The following is a 17,343-nucleotide window of genomic DNA, read 5'->3' as shown; positions in this document are numbered from 1 at the left end:
CCCTTGTCAAACTAAAATTCTGTCTCAAATAGAATGCTCTATTTGAATATGTGTAGAGTTGCACATTTTTTAACAAAGTGCAATTTAAAAAAATAACTCAAATCAACGGTAATTGTTGTCTGGATGTGGCATGTTAAAACAAATTGACAAGATTCATGAAGGAGAAAAGTATGGAAGTTCAGCATTATGAAAATGACCAGCGCGGTGCCTTTATTATTCCTGAAAATGGCGAACGCTTGGGCGAGCTGACTTATGTGTGGCAGGGTGAGGACAAATTTGCTATTGATCATACCTGGGTCAGTCCGGCAGCACGTGGCCGAGGCGTGGCACGCGAACTGCTTGATGCTGCAGTTGCTTATGCACGTGAGAAACAGGTCAAGATTATTCCAGTCTGCTCTTACGTAGCTACCATGTTTCAGCGTGAGAAAAGTTTTGCTGATGTAGCTGTCTGAGTCTTGTATCTGAACAGGTACTGCTGCTACAAGCAGTACCTGAGAGACTTTAAAGGATTATACAGTCGTGACCAATGGCAGTTTTAACTGAACACGACGGCGTAACCATGCACTCGGACGATAACGTGGATCACGGCTAATTGCAGACATACGGTCCAGAATAAGCAGAATTTTATCTGCTCCCAACTTGTCACCCCATTCAATCGGGCCATAAGGATAGCCCAGACCCAGACGTACTGCAGCGTTAATATCCTCAACACTGGCCACACCCTGCTGGGCAATGTCACAGCCCAGATTAACGATCATGGCCAGTACACGCTGTGCTACGAAGCCGGTACTTTCCTGAATCATGCTAAGTGAAGTGCCATCCAGATTAAAAATGGAATGTGCTGCTGTCTTATGTTTTGAGTCAGTGATGAGGGTTGGCATAAGAGTACGATGTTTATTAAAACCGTATAGCAGGTCAATACACACTACCTGTTTCGGATTTACCTGATAGCGTAAGGCCGCAGTCGTTGCATCTTCACCATAGCTGGCAATGAGCACTAAAGCCTGTTCAGAAGGCTCTGGACCTGTTTCTAGCGTTACGCCCTGCTGTTCCAGATAATCTTTTAAAATACTCTGGTCTTTTTCAAGGTCTGCTGCAATCCAGACAGTTGGATACTGATCCAGCTTTTCTACAAAAACTGCCGGGTCTTCTCCCTGCTTTTCACCAGTCGTATAGTCATAAAAACCTTTACCGGTCTTTCTGCCCAGCTGTTTGGCTATATATCGCTGCCGGGTAATAACACTTGGACGATAACGGGCTTCTTCATAGTACTGATGATAAATTGACTCACTCACCGGATGGGAGACATCCATCCCGGTCAGGTCTACCAGTTCAAATGGACCCATTTTAAAACCGATACCATCACGGTAAATCCGGTCAAGCTCGGACACTGAAGCCACATTTTCAATCAGCATGGCATAGGCCTCACTGCCAAAGGCTCGGCCCGCATGATTAATGATAAAACCCGGGGTATCCTGTGCTTTAACCGGATGATGACCCATTTTGACAGAAAGCTGCATGAGTGCATCTACAATATCCTCACGGGTATTGAAGCCCTGAATGACTTCGACAACTTTCATCAGCGGTACAGGGTTGAAGAAATGGTAACCCACGATCTGTTCAGGACGCTTGCAGCCAGCAGCAATTGCAGTAATAGATAAAGAAGAGGTGTTAGAAGCCAGAATGGTTTGTGTACCCACCAGGCTTTCTAGCTGCTGCATGAGCTGCTGCTTGACCTCAAGATTTTCAACAATTGCTTCAACAATCAGGTCACAGTTTTTGAGCTGTTCCAATTCGGTCGCTATACTAAGATGGCTCAAATCCTGATTGGCTTTTTCCTGACTGAATTTTCCTTTACTGGCCAGCGTATTTAAAGTCTTGCCGAGTTTTTCTCTGGCTTGCTCTGCAGCCCCTGCCTTGGCATCAAACAGTATTACATCGTGGCCAGATTGGATTGCAATCTGGGCAATACCTGCGCCCATAGTACCTGTGCCAATAATTCCGATCTGCTGAATTTGAATACTCATGTTTCTATCCCTGAATTATTTACCCTGATAATTTGGTTTTCGTTTTTCAATAAAAGCCTGCATGCCTTCTTTCTGGTCTTCGGTATCAAAGAGTAACTGGAAGGATTTACGCTCTAGCGCCAGGCCCGCATGAAGAGGTACATCTTCGGCCATCAGCGCAACTTCTTTAATCTGTTCCAGCGCGACAGGAGGCAATTTAGCTATGGATTCAGCCATTTTGAGGGCAGCTGGAATCGCATTGTCTTCTTCAACTAACTGGGACACTAAGCCCATTTGTAAGGCTTCTTGAGCTGGAACCAGACAGCCAGTCAATATCATGCGCATGGCCTGGAATTTGCCTACCGCACGGAACAGACGCTGGGTACCACCTGCCCCTGGCATTACACCAACTTTTACCTCTGGTTGTCCAAATACCGCTGTCTGGCTGGCAATAATAATATCTGCATGCATGGCCAGCTCACAGCCTCCACCCAAGGCATAGCCATTGACTGCAGCAATGACCGGTTTTGGACAGCTGGCAATTGCCTGCCAGTAACGCTCACTGCGACGTTGCATCATCTGAACTGCATGAGCATTTGCCAACTCTTTTAAATCTGCGCCTGCTGCAAAGTCCTGTTCTCCGCCTGTCAATACAATGGCACGAATTTCCGGGTCATCGCTGAGTTGATTAAAGATTTGTGCCAGCTGAATCCTCACTTGGGTATTTAAGGCATTTTTTGCTTCTGGACGGTGAATTTTAACTACAGCTACATAGGATTTTAAATATTCAACCTGAACGACCTGTTCCATTTTATCTCCATTGTTTCGTTATGCGGAAATATGTTTTATTAAAAATAAGTTTATTCTATAGCCAATGCAATGCTTTTTTAATAAAAACTTAGCTTAATAGGCATTCTTGGCTTCTTTGTAGTGTTTTAGGAAAAACACTTGAGCAGTTTATGGGAATATGATTTTATATTTCGTATTATGAAATAAAATTTTGGATTCATCTGAAGCTGGTTTATTTCATTAATATCCGACTCATATAAAAACTTAATTCAAGACAAAAGCTGCTGCAGTGACGCAATAGCAGAAACCATAAAGATAAGCCTCTACAGCCCAGGAGGAAAACTAGAAAAAATATTAGGAATTTGATGAGCCTGTTCTATCACCGGTATATCTAACTATATGACATCACTTCTAATCGCTGTTTAATAACCAAAACAATAATTTGCTGTAAGCAATAAAGATAATAAGGAAAATTTAATATGGAAAAGGTTTCACCTTTAATAATAGAAGAGGTTTCAGTACCACCTGCTAAAAAGGTCTGGATGACCGCATTTATATTTTCATTTCTGGTTTTACTGGTCGATGGCGCTGATATTGCATTTTTAGCCTATAGCCTGACCAGTCTTAAAGCCGAATTCGGATTGACCTCGATTCAGGTAGGTGCCTTGGGCAGCTGGTCATTGATTGGCAGTGCAGTAGGTGGCCTGATTGGCGGCTGGGCCTGTGACCGTTTTGGCCGGGTACGTATTATTGTGATTTATCTGGTAATTTCATCTGTTCTATCCTGTGCATTAGGTTTTGCAGACTCCTATTATCAGTTTGTTATTTTAAGAACGCTGGCTGCGGTCGGACTGGGTTCATTATACATTGCCTGTAATACCTTAATGTCAGAATATGTGCCTACCAAATACCGGACTACGGTACTTGCGGCGCTAATGACCGGTTTCACTATGGGATCTCTGGTGGCCACACTGTTAGCCGGCTGGATTATTCCGGCTTATGGCTGGCGAATGCTGTACTGGATTACTATCGTTCCCATCTTTCTCTCGGTTCTGATTCATTTTATGGTACCAGAGCCGGAATCCTGGAAAAAATCCATTGCCTTAAAGCTGAAGAAAGCCGAACAGCTGGCACAAACTATAAAAACCACCAATCCATATAAAGATATATTTAAAGAGAGAAAACACCGCAAGATGTTTTTACTCTGGTCATTAAGCGCGGGTGCATTACAGTTTGGTTATTACGGTATGAGTAACTGGTTACCATCTTATCTTGAGGCCGAAGTCGGCATCAAGTTTAAAGAGATGACCATGTATATGATCGGTACATTCCTGATCATGATCTTTGCCAAGGTTGTAGCAGGGATGGTCGCCGACCGTTGGGGACGCCGTGTAGTTTTTGCTTTTGGAACCATGGGTACGGCGCTGTTTATTCCTGTTCTGGTCTACCTTAATACACCTGCCAATATTTTATGGCTGATGTTGCTGTTCGGTTTTCTGTACGGTATGCCATTTGCTATTAATGCTACTTACATGACCGAAAGTTTTCCAACATCTATTCGTGGAACAGCGGTTGGCGGTGCATTTAATGTCGGGCGAATTGGAGCAATTTTTGCGCCTGTTACAATTGGTATTTTTGCTCAGAATGGCTCTATTGGAACCGGCCTTCTGGTAATGGGGGCTGCTTATTTTCTATGTGGCCTGATTCCGTTGTTATTTATTAAAGACCGCTTATATGATCCGCAAAAAGCTGATTAAAAAAGAATTCACAAAGCAAAAATCTACTTTTAATTAGATTTTTTATTAAAAATGCAAGACAAATTAACAGATTAAGAAGAATTTTTATAAATAAAAAACCATGATCAATAACCGATCAGATTCCATATAAGAAAAGGATCACAAGAATGAGAAAGACAGTAATCGCTACAGTAATTGGAACATTATTTAGCCCAACACTTCATGCGGCAGCATTTGACCGTACTGGCCAATCAATCTCCAGTTTTTTACAGCCGGGCAATTACTTTGAAGCCACTTTAACGGTCAGTGATACTACACTCAAGGGCCAAGAGGCTGGCACGACAAATACTGACCGTATGATTGATGATATTGCCAATACTGATTATCGACCGGCGGCTGCATTCAAATTGCAGCTTGCACCACAATTTTCATTTGGCCTGATTTATGATCAGCCTTTTGCTTCAGACAGTGAATACTCAGGAAATAACAGTTTCACTGCTACTCCGCAGGATCAGGTGGTACTGCCAGGAATTACAACTGGCAGTCTGGCTGAGGCTACAGATGGTCAGATACCTGAGGGACAAACCCTGTCACAGGTAAATACACAAAATTTGAGCTGGATCATGGGCTATCAGCCCAATAAAAACTGGAATATTTATGCAGGGCCGGTTTATCAGACTTTTAAAAGCGATATTCAACTGCGGGGGGCCACTTACAGCTTATATAACGGTTATAACTTTCAGGCCGAGGAAACAGGAGATTGGGGCTGGCTTGCCGGCTTCGCCTACCAGATTCCTGAAAAGGCTATCAGGACTTCCTTAACTTACCGCTCTGCAATCACCCACAAGATTAATGCCATCGAAGAAGCACCACTGATTGATATGCTGAGTACCCGGTCCGGACGAGATTATGTGGGCAATTATCTGCAACAGCTGGTAGCTCTTGGCCAGATTTCTCCGGAGCAGCAGGCTGCCATTAATAGTATCGTTGCCCGTTTACCTTCTGCAGGGGAGTCTGGAACCACCAAATTTGAATCACCGGCTTCGCTTAATTTTGAGTTCCAGACTGGTTTACGGCCGGGCACTCTTCTGTTTGGTAATGTGCGCTGGGTAAACTGGGATGACTTCGCATTTCAACCTTACCGCTTTGGCGCAATATCTGAAATAGTCGGTGTGCTTTCTACGCCCAGCCGGCCGGAGGGATTTAATCTGGTGCGCTATTTTCATGACCAGTGGTCAGCGAATTTAGGTATTGGACAGCGTTTTAGCTCCAAATGGAATGGTTCTGCTTCTATAGGATGGGATTCCGGTGCTGGAGAATATGTATCTACGGGCGGTCCAATAAAAGGTTATTACAATATTGGACTGGGCTTTCAATATAGCCCTGTCACGTCATATTTTATTTCTGGAGGAATGAAATATACCTGGCTTGGAGACGCCAAGGGGCAAGTCGGTGCACAGGCAGGAAGTCAATACTATGTCAGCGAATTTAAAGATAACCATTCTATCGGCTATGGATTAAAGATTGGTTATCGTTTCTAGTCAGCTAATGGCACAGCCTGTCTCATCCAATAGAACCAATAAGAAGTGCAGCTTATTTAAAGTAAATCCTAAGCCACTTGATTAGTAAAAATAAGATGACTGCTTTTCTGAGTATATTTAAAAATTTTAGCTAAAATTTAATTTCTTGATATGAAATTTTTTGTAATAGCTATTCTTATGCTTCACTGGATTTTCAAGATTTCTTAAATTATGATGGAATAAAACATAACTGAATTTCACAGTGCGAAATATTATTTACAAATAGCTTGAGCCGTACAGATAGAAATTCAGACTACAAACCCGATAAGGATATGGCCGATGCCGAATTATATTGCACCGCTACGCGACATGAAATTTGTTCTCAATGATTTTTTAAACTTTGAACAGAGCTATCAACAATATCCGGCTGCCCAAGATAACTTTAGTGCAGAGATATTAGAGCAGTACTTGGAAGCTGCAGCAGATTTTTGCCAGAACGAACTTTTACCACTTAACGGTATTGGTGACCAGCAGGGCTGCAAGCTGGAAAATGGTGTAGTAACCACGCCAGACGGTTTTAAAGATGCCTATAAAAAATATGTCGAGCTGGGTTTTACTTCACTCACTGGCGATGAGCAGTATGGCGGGCAGGGCTTCCCTACCCTATTCCGTATTGCAATTTCAGAAATCATTACTTCAACCAACTGGGCTTGGGGCATGTACCCTGGACTCTCACATGGAGCCATGCGCACTATTGAACATCATGGTTCCGAACAGCAGAAGCAGCACTACCTTACCCGGCTGATTTCGGGGGAATGGACAGGTACTATGTGCCTGACCGAATCCCATGCGGGTTCTGATCTGGGTCTGATCCGGACCAAAGCAGTGCCCAATGCGGATGGCAGTTATGCTATCAGTGGTGAAAAAATCTTTATTTCTGCTGGGGAACATGACCTGGCTGAAAATATTATTCATATTGTACTGGCACGTTTACCAGATGCTCCTGCGGGTACCAAAGGAATCTCCCTGTTTATCGTACCTAAGTTTAATTTGGATTCGGACGGGAATATTGCCGAACGTAATGGCGTGGTGTGTAGTGCACTTGAACATAAAATGGGTATTCATGGAAATGCGACTTGTGTACTGAATTTTGATCAGGCTAAAGGCTTTCTGATTGGGCCGGAAAACCGGGGCCTAAACTGCATGTTTACCTTTATGAATTCGGCACGGATCGGCACTGCAATTCAGGGACTGGCTGCTTCTGAAGCTTCTTATCAGGGCGCACTGGCATATGCCAGAGAACGCCTGGCAATGCGCTCTCTGGCTGGACCCCAGCACCCAGAACTGCCGGCTGACCCAATAATTGTGCACCCGGCAGTACGCCAAATGCTATTAACTCAAAAAGTCTTTGCAGAAGGCTCGCGTGCCCTTGCCTATTACTTATCTACTTATGTCGATATGGCCGAGTTTTCAAATGATGAAGATGAAAAGAAACAGGCAGAAAACAAACTTGCCCTTTTAACCCCAATCGCCAAAGCATTCATGACCGAAACGGGGGTAGAGTCGGCCAAGCATGGGATGCAGATTTTTGGCGGACATGGTTATATCGCTGAACATGGAATGGAACAAATTGCTCGTGATGCACGGATCGCCTGTCTTTATGAAGGAACAACCGAAATTCAGGCAATTGACCTGCTGGCACGTAAGGTAATTGGTTCTAAAGGTAACTTGCTCAAAGCCCTGACCGATGAAATTCAGGAGTTTACTGCGCAGCATCAGCAGCACGATAAGTTCTCTGCTCAGGTGCAGCAGCTTGAGCAGCTAGTCAAGGAATGGTTAGAACTGACCAGAGACGTGGTGGATAAAATGCAGCAGAGACCAGAAGAAATTGGTGCCGCAGCAGTCGATTATCTTTATTTCTCCGGATACACCGTATTTGCCTATTTGTGGGCAAAAATGGCGATTGTAGCGGAAGATAAAATTGCTCAGGGCGATACAGATCCTTACTATCCGGCCAAGGTAGCTACGGCGCAGTTTTATTATAGCCGCATTCTAAACCGTACCTTAACCCATGCGGCAATGATCCGTTCTGGAATGGATACCCTATTTGAACTTAATCCGGAACAGTTCAAGTTTGATTAATGACTTTGACTCGACAGGTGTGTAATTCACACCTGTTTTTAAAATTCAAATATAAAGATCATTTTGAAGCTGCTCGCAATGAGCAGTAACTAGCTCCATGAGAATAGCCTGATTGAAAAATAATAATTCTGAATAGAAAACTGCTTTGATCTAAAGCGCACAATAAAGGATAGAGCAATGACAGAGAATGTCTGGTCAAATGAATATAAACAATGGAATATTGCCCCAACTATTCAACTGCCTGCACGGCATGTGACTTTACTGGATTTCTGGGAAAATAGTTTTCAAAAATTTAGCTCGCGTACTGCATTTATTTTTAAAGATAAAAAATTCTCTTTCGACGAGATTGAGCAATATAGCCGTAAATTTGCCAGCTTTTTACAACATCTTCAACTACCTCAAGGTAGCCGCATAGCAGTGATGATGCCGAATATCATTCAGTATCCCATTGTATCACTGGCTGTCATCCGGGCCGGTTATATACTGGTCAATGTTAATCCACTTTATACCGCACGTGAACTACACTATCAGCTTAATGACGCAGGTGTCTCTGTACTGGTACTGCTCGACCAGTTTATGCCTGTCTACCAGCAGGTCAAAGATCAGCTTGCTATACAGCATGTGGTGATTACAGCTGCGCCAGATTTACTTGTTGATCCTGCTGAAAGACCTGAAAGCCAGCAGGAAGCACAAATATTCAGTTTAAAAGATATTCTCTCTGAAACTTTACCGGAGACCTATCTTCGTCCCAAGCTTGATCAAGAGGATACTGTAGTACTGCAATATACAGGTGGAACGACTGGAGTTTCTAAAGGTGCAGAGCTGACACATCGTAATATTATTGCCAATCTACTGCAAAATAATGCAGTGTTTTGCAGTTACTTCGGTGACCGTGATGCCTATGCAGATGAAGTCACGATCTGTGCCCTTCCGCTGTATCATATTTTTGCCTTTACCGTGTGTTTATTGCACAGTACATTAAATAAAGGCTATGCCACAGTGCTGGTAGCCAATCCGCGCGATCTGTCTGATCTGGTGCATTGTTTTAAAACATATCAGCCTGCAGTTTTTCCAGCAGTAAATACCCTGTTCAATGCACTTATTAATCATCAGGAGTTTAAAACACTCGACCATAGCCATCTGCGCATCACCACAGGCGGCGGCATGACTGTACTTAAATCTACTGCCGATGCCTGGCAGAGAATTACCGGCTGCATGATCCGTGAAGGCTATGGTTTGTCTGAAACATCACCAGTGGCTACATTTAACCCTCCGGCATCCACTACATTCAGTGGTTCAATTGGCATTCCACTCCCGGCAACAGAAATCAAAATTCTGGATGATACAGGACAGGAAGTAGTACAAGGCGAAAAAGGCGAGATCGCTATACGGGGACCGCAAGTAATGAAAGGTTACTGGAATCTGCCTGAAGAAACAGCAAAAGTCATGACAGTAGACGGGTTTTTCCGCAGTGGCGATATTGGCGTCATGGATGCAAAAGGCTATGTACGAATTATTGACCGTAAAAAAGATATGATTCTGGTTTCAGGTTTTAATGTCTTTCCCAATGAAATCGAGGCTGTATTATCACAGCATCCCAAAGTGCTGGAAGTTGCAGTGATTGGGGTAGCAGATGAAAAATCTGGGGAAGTACCAAAAGCTTTTATTGTCAAAAAAGAACAGTCTTTAACAGCAGAGGAAATCCAGTCTTATGCCCGAGAAAATTTAACCGGCTACAAACAGCCACGCTATATCGAATTTCTGCATGAACTGCCTAAATCAACGGTGGGCAAAATTCTGCGTAAGGCACTCAGGCAGGATGCATCACTACAGTAGAGAGTCATAAAAAAGCGGGTGTTAACCCGCTCTTTCAGTTTAGCTTTGTAATGCTGCCAACAGTTTCTGATGCAGTCCGCCAAACCCGCCATTCGACATAATCACCACAGCATCACCCTCACCTGCTTCCTGAACTATACGCTGGATAATTTCATCCAGAGAACGGCTCACCTGTGACTTATTTGGAGCAGCCTCGACTACAGGTTGCAGATCCCAGTCCAGGCCTTCTGGCTGATACCAGATTACCTCATCTGCCAGGCGGGCCGAGTGGGCCAGTCCGTCTTTATGGCTACCCATACGCATAGTATTTGAACGCGGTTCAATAACCGCCCAAAGGCGCCGTTCACCCAGACGTTTACGAGCACCATCCAGTGTCGTTTCAATTGCAGTGGGATGATGTGCAAAGTCATCATAAACTTCGATACCCCTGAGCGTACCCAGCAGCTCCATACGGCGTTTGACACCCCCAAAACTGGACAGTGCTTCACACGCCTGAACAATACTGACACCCACATGCTGTGCAGCAGCAATGGTAGCCAAAGCATTGGCAACACTATGCTGGCCTGTCATGGACCATTGAACTTCAGCAATAACCTTACCCTGCTCCAGCACCTTAAAATGGCTGCCATCTGCTTGAATTAGTTCTGCATAGAGTTCGGCTTGGGTATCGGTATCCAAACCGGTACGTATAACAGGTGTCCAGCAGCCCATTTTCAGTACTTCATCAATATGGGTTTCAGTAATAGGCGCAATAATCCGGCCAGTGCTTGGAATGGTGCGCACCAGATGATGAAACTGTTTTTGAATGGCAGCCAGATCATCAAAAATATCGGCATGGTCAAATTCGAGGTTATTCAGGATTGCTGTTTTAGGATGATAATGAACGAACTTGGAGCGTTTATCGAAGAAAGCCGAATCATATTCATCTGCCTCGACTACAAAGTACTTGCCCCCGCCCAGCCGTGCGCTCTGGCTAAATCCAAGGGGCACACCGCCAATTAGAAAACCGGGATTTAAACCGGCCTGATCCAGTACCCAAGCCAGCATGGTGGTGGTGGTGGTTTTACCATGAGTACCCGCGACACCGAGTACATGTTTACCCTGCAATACATGATCAGCCAGAAACTGTGGTCCCGAAATATAAGGCAGACCGGCATCTAGCATATATTCAACAGCATCAATTCCACGCTTCATGGCGTTGCCCACAATGACCAGATCGGGATGTGGCTGTAAATGGCTGCGATTATAGCCCTGCATTAAGGTAATGCCCGCATTCTCAAGCTGGGTAGACATTGGCGGGTAGACACTCTGGTCTGAACCGGTCACAGTATGCCCAAGATCACGTGCCAGAAGTGCCAGTGATCCCATAAATGTGCCGCAAATACCTAAAATATGCAGATGCATAACTCACCCTCTCTACTACTTTTGACACATCACTTGATCTTATCGTGTTGTTGTCGTGATCGATTAAAATTGTCAGCAACGATAGCAAGGCTATTCATGAAAAGATAGTTGTTCTTATAGTCGTTATAAGGCTTTCAGGGATTTTTTATCAGATCTGATTACTGTTGCCCCGCTATTAAATTATTACGATAAAAAATCTGGTTAAAATATTTGTCGAATTTTTCAAATAGATTAAAGTCTTTACTCTCCTGTACCGTCTTGTATAAATACCCATGAATCCAAACCTGTACCTGCCCCTGCTGTTATTGATTATTTCGAACTGCTTTATGACTCTGGCCTGGTATGGGCATTTAAAATTTTTACATGGTGTACCGTTATGGCAGGCTATTTTATTTGGCTGGCTGATTGCACTGCTTGAATACAGTTTTATGATTCCGGCAACACGTCTTTTATCCCAGTATGGATGGAGCTTGGGCCAAATGAAGATTACCCAAGAAGTAGTCACCTTACTGGTATTTGTTCCTTTCATGATTTTTCTGTTTAAGCAGCCGTTTAAGTTGGACTATTTATGGGCAGGTTTATGTCTGTTAGGCTGTGTTTATTTTATCTTTCGCAGCCAGTAAGAATTTTTTAACTATTTTAATAAAGTTTCTCGGCTGCTTCCTGAAAAATCATAAAAAACAGCCAGCAGCTATAAGGTTAAATGGTCGTGAGCGCAAAAATCAGTCTATAATAGAGGGCTACTTATTCATTTAAAGCTTGGCTCTGGTCGAGATCTCTTTTTACCTAGTCTCTGGAACATTAGCAATGAATGCGGTCGCAACTGACGCTCAACCCCTAGTCGGAATTATCATGGGCTCCCAATCGGATTGGGCTACCCTCGAACATACTGCCAATATGCTCAAGCAGCTTGGTGTCCCTTTTGAAGCTGAAGTCGTCTCTGCACACCGTACTCCAGACCGTCTGTTTGAATACGCTGAAACAGCTCGCGATCGTGGGATTCAGGTCATTATTGCAGGAGCTGGTGGAGCTGCACATTTACCTGGAATGTGTGCAGCCAAAACCGATCTACCTGTACTGGGTGTTCCGGTTAAGTCCTCAATTCTAAATGGTGTAGATTCCCTGTTGTCTATTGTACAAATGCCGGCAGGTATTGCAGTCGGTACCTTGGCCATTGGCCCTGCAGGTGCTGCCAATGCCGCTATTATGGCCGCCCAGATTCTGGGTTTGACCCGTCCCGAAATTGCAAAAAATGTAGCAGGCTTCCGTGAAGCGCAAACTGCAAAAGTTGCGGGTAATAATATTCCAGGTCAGGGTTAAGACAGGATCGATATCATGAATAAGACTATCGGTATTTTTGGTGGCGGCCAGCTCGGCCGCATGATGGCCCAAGCTGCCTTACCACTCAACATTCAATGTACGTTTTTTGAAGCCAACCATAACTGCCCTTCAGCAATATTGGGTCAGGTCTTTTCTGAGCATGACGTGCAGGGTCTGGAAAAATTTATTGAAAGTGCAGATGTATTTTCCCTCGAATTTGAAAATACGCCTCTCGCGGATGTTGATACTCTCTTGCAGAGCAAACAGCTTTATCCACCACGTCAAGCATTGGCTACTGCTCAGAACCGTCTGCTAGAGAAGGCACTGTTTGACCAGCTGGATATACCAGTAGCGCCGTATCGTGCAGTAGATTCTTTGTCGAGCCTACAGCAGGCTGTAACCGAGTTGGGTCTACCGATTGTACTGAAAACGGCAACTGGAGGTTATGATGGTAAAGGGCAATTTGTACTGCGCGAGCAAGAGCAGATTGAACAGGCTTGGGCTGAACTGGGTCCGGCCAAATCTTTAATTGCAGAAAGCTTTGTAAAATTTTCCCGTGAAGTTTCAATTATTGCGGTACGTGGACAGAATGGTGAAGTTAAGAGCTGGCCATTAGCTGAAAATCATCATCATCATGGTATTTTGTCACATTCGATTATACCTGCACCGAATAGTGAGCAGTTACAGCCGGTTGCTCAGGATTATATTACCCGGCTGCTGAATCATCTGAACTATGTAGGTGTACTGACACTTGAGTTATTTGTGACAGAAGCCGGTCTGTATGCCAATGAAATGGCGCCAAGGGTACATAACTCGGGGCATTGGTCAATTGAAGGTGCAGTCTGTTCACAGTTTGAAAACCATATACGTGCTGTTGCAGGCCTACCGCTCGGTTCTACAGAAGTGCTTCGCCCTACGGTGATGGTCAATATTATTGGGCGATATCCTGATGCCGCACAGGTACTGGCTTTAAATGGTGCGCATCTGCATATGTATAACAAGGAAGAACGGCCGGGGCGTAAACTCGGTCATATTACCTTAATGCCAGTTAATCATGCAGAGCTGACAGAGCTATGCCGTCAGCTGGCGAAAATATTGCCAGAGCCATTAGCCTTGACTCAAGATATGAACATTTAAACCTTAAACTGTTGCTAAAAAAAGCGGTCATTTTAGTGACCGCTTTTTTTATAGCTGTCATTACGGCATGATTGCGCCTCTTTTTTATTAGCTATGAATATCTTTAATTTTTTAAGTTTTATTTAATATCTGAATCGCGTCAGATTCTTCAATAGTTACTGAATTTATCAACTCAATATTCAACTGAAAAAAGTAGCTTCACATATAGAGTTTATGAAATTGGGAAATAATATTTAAATTTAGATTTATGAATTCATTTTATTGAATTTAAATTTTCTATTTTAAGTTTGAATTCAAAGTTTCATGCCGGTTGGCTTGTGGACAAACTTTAAATTTAAAATTAGAAAATAAATTTTGAATTTAAAACTAAAAAAATAAATTCAAAATTCATCTTGTTGAGCGTAACCATTCTTTAGCCAGTGCATTCGTATTGATAATTATCTATAAATTTAAAAGAGATTATTTGAATTCAAATTAATTTAAGATGGATTTTTAATTTGAATTTAAAACTATCTTTATAAATTTAAATGCTGAAGGGTTGTGGATAAAATTTTTAAATTTAAAATGAATTTAAAACAGGAAATTTTGACTTTAAATTTACGTTTCAAAACTTCCATTTTGACTTCAGAATGCTATGGTAAAAACAATAATTTAAATTCAAAGTGATAAGGATCTTATGCGCCACTTTGCTCTAATTTTTTCTACCGCTTTTTTGAGCGTGTCTCAGGTTAATGCTGAATTAATTATTAATGGTCAATCGAGTTCTACTTCGGTAACAGCAACATCTGCTATTTCAAATGCCTATAGTCCACAAAATAATTTTCAGGCATGTCTGGGCAACTTGCGTTCACAGGCTATATCTGCTGGAGTAAACGGAAGTACTTATGACCGTTATACCCAATCTTTAACACCTGATTATTCAGTAATCGACAAGCTAAATTATCAGCCAGAGTTTTCTACACCAATCTGGGATTATCTGTCGGGTCTGGTGGATGAAGAGCGAGTACAGGCAGGCCGAACAAAACTGGCACAGCATGCAGAGGTACTCAAGCGTGTTGAGGCAGCTTATGGTGTACCAGCCGAAACAGTAGTGGCAGTATGGGGGGTAGAGAGCAACTTCGGTGATATTTCAGGAAGTTATCCCTTGTTACAAGCGCTTGGAACATTAAGCTGTGAAGGCCGGCGCCAAAGTTATTTTCGTGGCGAGTTTTTTGCAGCCATGCGAATTTTACAACGTGGAGATTTACGTGAAGAGCAATTAAAAGGTTCATGGGCAGGCGCTTTTGGCCATACCCAATTTATGCCTTCGACCTATGAGGAACTGGCGGTCGATTTCGATGGAGATGGCCGGCGTGATTTAGTCTCAAGTACTATAGATGCCTTGGCTTCTACAGCAAACTTTCTAAAAAAACGCGGCTGGCAAACCGGTATGCCTTGGGGATTTGAAGTCAAACTTCCTTCAGGTTTTTCTGCACAGGGAGAAGGGCGGCGTAATAAAAAAGCTTTAAACAGCTGGGTAAATCGCGGATTAACTCGTACTGATGGTACTGCACTGGTTCAGGGAAACCTTTCAGGTTCTACACCAGCAGGTTTGATGATGCCGGCAGGTGAAAATGGACCGGCTTTTCTAGTATTTAAAAATTTTGATGCAATTTATAGTTATAACGCGGCAGAAAGTTATGGGTTGGCGATTGCCCATTTGTCTGACCGTTTACAAGGACAGGGACCTTTTTTGACGGCTTGGCCAACCGATGATGCCGGAACATCACGTGCGGAGCGGCGTGAAATTCAACAGTTTTTATTAAGAAAGGGTTATGACATCGGGGCAGTAGATGGACTGATCGGTGATAAAACCCGGCAGGCCATTCGTCAGGAACAGCAACGTTTAGGATTAAATCCAACCGGACGGGCGGGGCAGCAAATTCTGCGTGCTCTGCGTGCTGAATATATTATGCAGTAAAATCTAAAATTAAAGCAGCGAAATATTTCGCTGCTTTTCATGAATATAAAAGTCGGAAAATAATTTAAATTATTTCATCATCTTCGTCTGGTGTAATCATCGCCTCTAGCAAGTCCATAATAACGGCGGTAACATCTTGGCAAACTTCATGGTCATTTAAAATTTCAGATGCAGTGATGGTAATTTCAGTATCACTTGGCAAAAGTTTTTGTTCTTCTTCAATGAGCTGTTCAATAGGTAACAAGGTCTGCTTGATAGAGAAATGTAAAATATCATTAAATTCAATATTTTCATCTTCAAGTTCAATCGCACAATCATTTAAGTAGGGGAGCAGTACTGAATAAAGATAGGGCTTTAAGTCTGTAATATTAAATAACTCAATATCACGCGATTGCTCAATAGTGCTGATATGATCATTTGCTTCAATCAGAATATGATAGTAACTCACCTGAATATCCATCTTTGTTCCCCTCTAGCTGTCTTAACCATATCATGAAAATGATCTGTAACTAGACAGGGTAATATCCATACATAATATTGCAAGGCTTTTTACCGGAAAACCCTAAAACTATAAACAAGAAAAAACCGCGCCTGAGCGCGGTTTTTTTGAAAGTTAAAGTGAAAAATTATTTTTTATCATCTTTAACTTCAGTAAATTCAGCATCAACGACACCGTCATCAGCTTTTTGTTGCTGACCAGCATCACCACCCTGGAAAGCATTCGGATCAAAGCCTTGCGCACCACCCTGAGCACCTTGAGCGGCTTCATAAGCACGCTGGGTGATTGGCATAATGATGTTTTGTAATGCTTCAGTTTTTGCCTTAATAGCGTCAACATCATTTTCTTTAGTTGCAGCTTCAAATTCAGCAACTGCTGTTTCAACGGCAGTTTTCTCATCAGCCGTTACTTGCTCGCCCAGATCTTTTACTGCTTTTTGTGCAGAAGAGATCAGTGCATCCGCTTCATTACGTGCTTTCGCCAGTTCTTCAAACTTGCGATCTTCTTCCGCATTCGCTTCCGCATCTTTAATCATTGCTTCAATTTCAGCATCAGACAAACCTGAGTTTGCTTTAATCTGGATCGATTGCTCTTTACCAGTACTCTTGTCTTTTGCAGAAACTTTCAGGATACCGTCAGCGTTAATGTCAAATGACACTTCAATTTGCGGTACGCCACGTGGAGCAGGTGGGATATCGCCTAACTGGAAGTTACCCAACAATTTATTTTGTTGAGCCATTTTTCGTTCACCTTGGTAAACCGAAATATCTACTGCAGGCTGGTTATCTGCCGCTGTAGAGAACACTTGTGATTTCTTCGCAGGAATCGTCGTGTTTTTCTCGATAATTGGAGTCAACACGCCGCCCATAGTTTCAATACCCAGTGTTAACGGGGTTACATCTAACAATAGTACGTCGTTCTTGTCACCAGACAATACAGCACCTTGAATCGCAGCACCAATTGCAACTGCTTCATCCGGGTTTACGTCTTTACG

Annotated in this window: 14 protein-coding genes; 9 read left to right on the top strand and 5 right to left on the bottom strand. The window is 43.1% G+C overall.

The window, feature by feature from the left end:
• The first annotated feature begins 155 nt into the window (after positions 1-155).
• Positions 156-452, top strand: coding sequence for a GNAT family N-acetyltransferase (locus B3X18_RS05095; protein ID WP_080633063.1), 297 nt, complete (start codon positions 156-158; stop codon positions 450-452).
• A 57-nt stretch (positions 453-509) separates the two neighbouring features.
• Here the strand turns inward: B3X18_RS05095 and B3X18_RS05090 are convergent, their stop codons facing one another.
• Complete coding sequence (locus tag B3X18_RS05090; protein WP_005023851.1) at positions 510-2,027, bottom strand: 3-hydroxyacyl-CoA dehydrogenase; 1,518 nt, start codon at positions 2,025-2,027, stop codon at positions 510-512.
• A gap of 15 nt (positions 2,028-2,042) precedes the next feature.
• Positions 2,043-2,816, bottom strand: a complete 774-nt coding sequence (locus tag B3X18_RS05085; protein WP_005023853.1) for an enoyl-CoA hydratase — start codon at positions 2,814-2,816, stop codon at positions 2,043-2,045.
• A gap of 458 nt (positions 2,817-3,274) precedes the next feature.
• On the opposite strand from B3X18_RS05085, the gene B3X18_RS05080 reads away from it, so the two are divergent.
• From B3X18_RS05080 to B3X18_RS05065, 4 genes are all read left to right on the top strand, one after another.
• Entirely contained in the window at positions 3,275-4,552 is a 1,278-nt protein-coding gene (locus B3X18_RS05080) for an MFS transporter (RefSeq protein WP_017401120.1), read from the top strand.
• A gap of 146 nt (positions 4,553-4,698) precedes the next feature.
• Complete coding sequence (locus B3X18_RS05075) at positions 4,699-6,072, top strand: long-chain fatty acid transporter (protein WP_005023858.1); 1,374 nt, start codon at positions 4,699-4,701, stop codon at positions 6,070-6,072.
• 318 nt (positions 6,073-6,390) lie between these two features.
• Complete coding sequence (locus tag B3X18_RS05070; RefSeq protein WP_005023860.1) at positions 6,391-8,193, top strand: acyl-CoA dehydrogenase C-terminal domain-containing protein; 1,803 nt, start codon at positions 6,391-6,393, stop codon at positions 8,191-8,193.
• Positions 8,194-8,370: 177 nt separating this feature from the next.
• Positions 8,371-10,029 (top strand): AMP-binding protein, encoded by a 1,659-nt coding sequence (locus B3X18_RS05065; protein ID WP_017401121.1) that lies wholly within the window; start codon positions 8,371-8,373, stop codon positions 10,027-10,029.
• A 39-nt stretch (positions 10,030-10,068) separates the two neighbouring features.
• On the opposite strand, the gene mpl is transcribed toward B3X18_RS05065, so the two are convergent.
• The gene (mpl, locus tag B3X18_RS05060) at positions 10,069-11,433 is read right to left on the bottom strand and encodes a UDP-N-acetylmuramate:L-alanyl-gamma-D-glutamyl-meso-diaminopimelate ligase (RefSeq protein WP_005023865.1); all 1,365 of its coding nucleotides are present in this window, start codon (positions 11,431-11,433) and stop codon (positions 10,069-10,071) included.
• A gap of 272 nt (positions 11,434-11,705) precedes the next feature.
• On the opposite strand from mpl, the gene B3X18_RS05055 reads away from it, so the two are divergent.
• The 4 genes from B3X18_RS05055 (at position 11,706) to B3X18_RS05040 (ending at position 15,850) form a co-directional block, all read left to right on the top strand.
• Entirely contained in the window at positions 11,706-12,056 is a 351-nt protein-coding gene (locus B3X18_RS05055) for a DMT family protein (protein WP_016801137.1), read from the top strand.
• Positions 12,057-12,240: 184 nt separating this feature from the next.
• A complete protein-coding gene (purE, locus tag B3X18_RS05050) occupies positions 12,241-12,753 on the top strand; it encodes a 5-(carboxyamino)imidazole ribonucleotide mutase (RefSeq protein WP_005017582.1) in 513 nt (170 codons plus the stop codon).
• Positions 12,754-12,768: 15 nt separating this feature from the next.
• The gene (locus B3X18_RS05045) at positions 12,769-13,890 is read left to right on the top strand and encodes a 5-(carboxyamino)imidazole ribonucleotide synthase (protein WP_005023868.1); all 1,122 of its coding nucleotides are present in this window, start codon (positions 12,769-12,771) and stop codon (positions 13,888-13,890) included.
• 676 nt (positions 13,891-14,566) lie between these two features.
• The gene (locus tag B3X18_RS05040) at positions 14,567-15,850 is read left to right on the top strand and encodes a lytic murein transglycosylase (protein WP_005023869.1); all 1,284 of its coding nucleotides are present in this window, start codon (positions 14,567-14,569) and stop codon (positions 15,848-15,850) included.
• Positions 15,851-15,914: 64 nt separating this feature from the next.
• Here the strand turns inward: B3X18_RS05040 and B3X18_RS05035 are convergent, their stop codons facing one another.
• Positions 15,915-16,310: a hypothetical protein gene (locus B3X18_RS05035; RefSeq protein WP_005023870.1), complete on the bottom strand. Its 396-nt coding sequence runs from the start codon at positions 16,308-16,310 to the stop codon at positions 15,915-15,917.
• A 166-nt stretch (positions 16,311-16,476) separates the two neighbouring features.
• Positions 16,477-17,343: Hsp70 family protein (locus B3X18_RS05030; protein WP_286935167.1), on the bottom strand; the 867-nt coding region annotated here is incomplete at its 5' end.

Origin of the sequence: Acinetobacter sp. UBA6571 (genome assembly GCF_002434085.1) — a bacterium.
GTDB classification, from domain to species: Bacteria; Pseudomonadota; Gammaproteobacteria; order Pseudomonadales; family Moraxellaceae; genus Acinetobacter; species Acinetobacter radioresistens.
Note: the sequence above shows the minus strand (reverse complement) of the source record. Positions and strands in the feature narration are given on the sequence as shown.

Excerpts from the sequence above, each read along its gene's own strand:
- B3X18_RS05090 (WP_005023851.1), bottom strand. The coding sequence starts at position 2,027 with ATGAGTATTCAAATTCAGCAGATCGGAATTATTGGCACAGGTACTATG.
- B3X18_RS05035 (WP_005023870.1), bottom strand. The coding sequence starts at position 16,310 with ATGGATATTCAGGTGAGTTACTATCATATTCTGATTGAAGCAAATGAT.
- B3X18_RS05095 (WP_080633063.1), top strand. The coding sequence starts at position 156 with ATGAAGGAGAAAAGTATGGAAGTTCAGCATTATGAAAATGACCAGCGC.
- purE (WP_005017582.1), top strand. The coding sequence starts at position 12,241 with ATGAATGCGGTCGCAACTGACGCTCAACCCCTAGTCGGAATTATCATG.
- B3X18_RS05055 (WP_016801137.1), top strand. The coding sequence starts at position 11,706 with ATGAATCCAAACCTGTACCTGCCCCTGCTGTTATTGATTATTTCGAAC.
- B3X18_RS05070 (WP_005023860.1), top strand. The coding sequence starts at position 6,391 with ATGCCGAATTATATTGCACCGCTACGCGACATGAAATTTGTTCTCAAT.
- B3X18_RS05085 (WP_005023853.1), bottom strand. The coding sequence starts at position 2,816 with ATGGAACAGGTCGTTCAGGTTGAATATTTAAAATCCTATGTAGCTGTA.
- B3X18_RS05045 (WP_005023868.1), top strand. The coding sequence starts at position 12,769 with ATGAATAAGACTATCGGTATTTTTGGTGGCGGCCAGCTCGGCCGCATG.
- B3X18_RS05075 (WP_005023858.1), top strand. The coding sequence starts at position 4,699 with ATGAGAAAGACAGTAATCGCTACAGTAATTGGAACATTATTTAGCCCA.
- mpl (WP_005023865.1), bottom strand. The coding sequence starts at position 11,433 with ATGCATCTGCATATTTTAGGTATTTGCGGCACATTTATGGGATCACTG.
- B3X18_RS05040 (WP_005023869.1), top strand. The coding sequence starts at position 14,567 with ATGCGCCACTTTGCTCTAATTTTTTCTACCGCTTTTTTGAGCGTGTCT.
- B3X18_RS05080 (WP_017401120.1), top strand. The coding sequence starts at position 3,275 with ATGGAAAAGGTTTCACCTTTAATAATAGAAGAGGTTTCAGTACCACCT.
- B3X18_RS05065 (WP_017401121.1), top strand. The coding sequence starts at position 8,371 with ATGACAGAGAATGTCTGGTCAAATGAATATAAACAATGGAATATTGCC.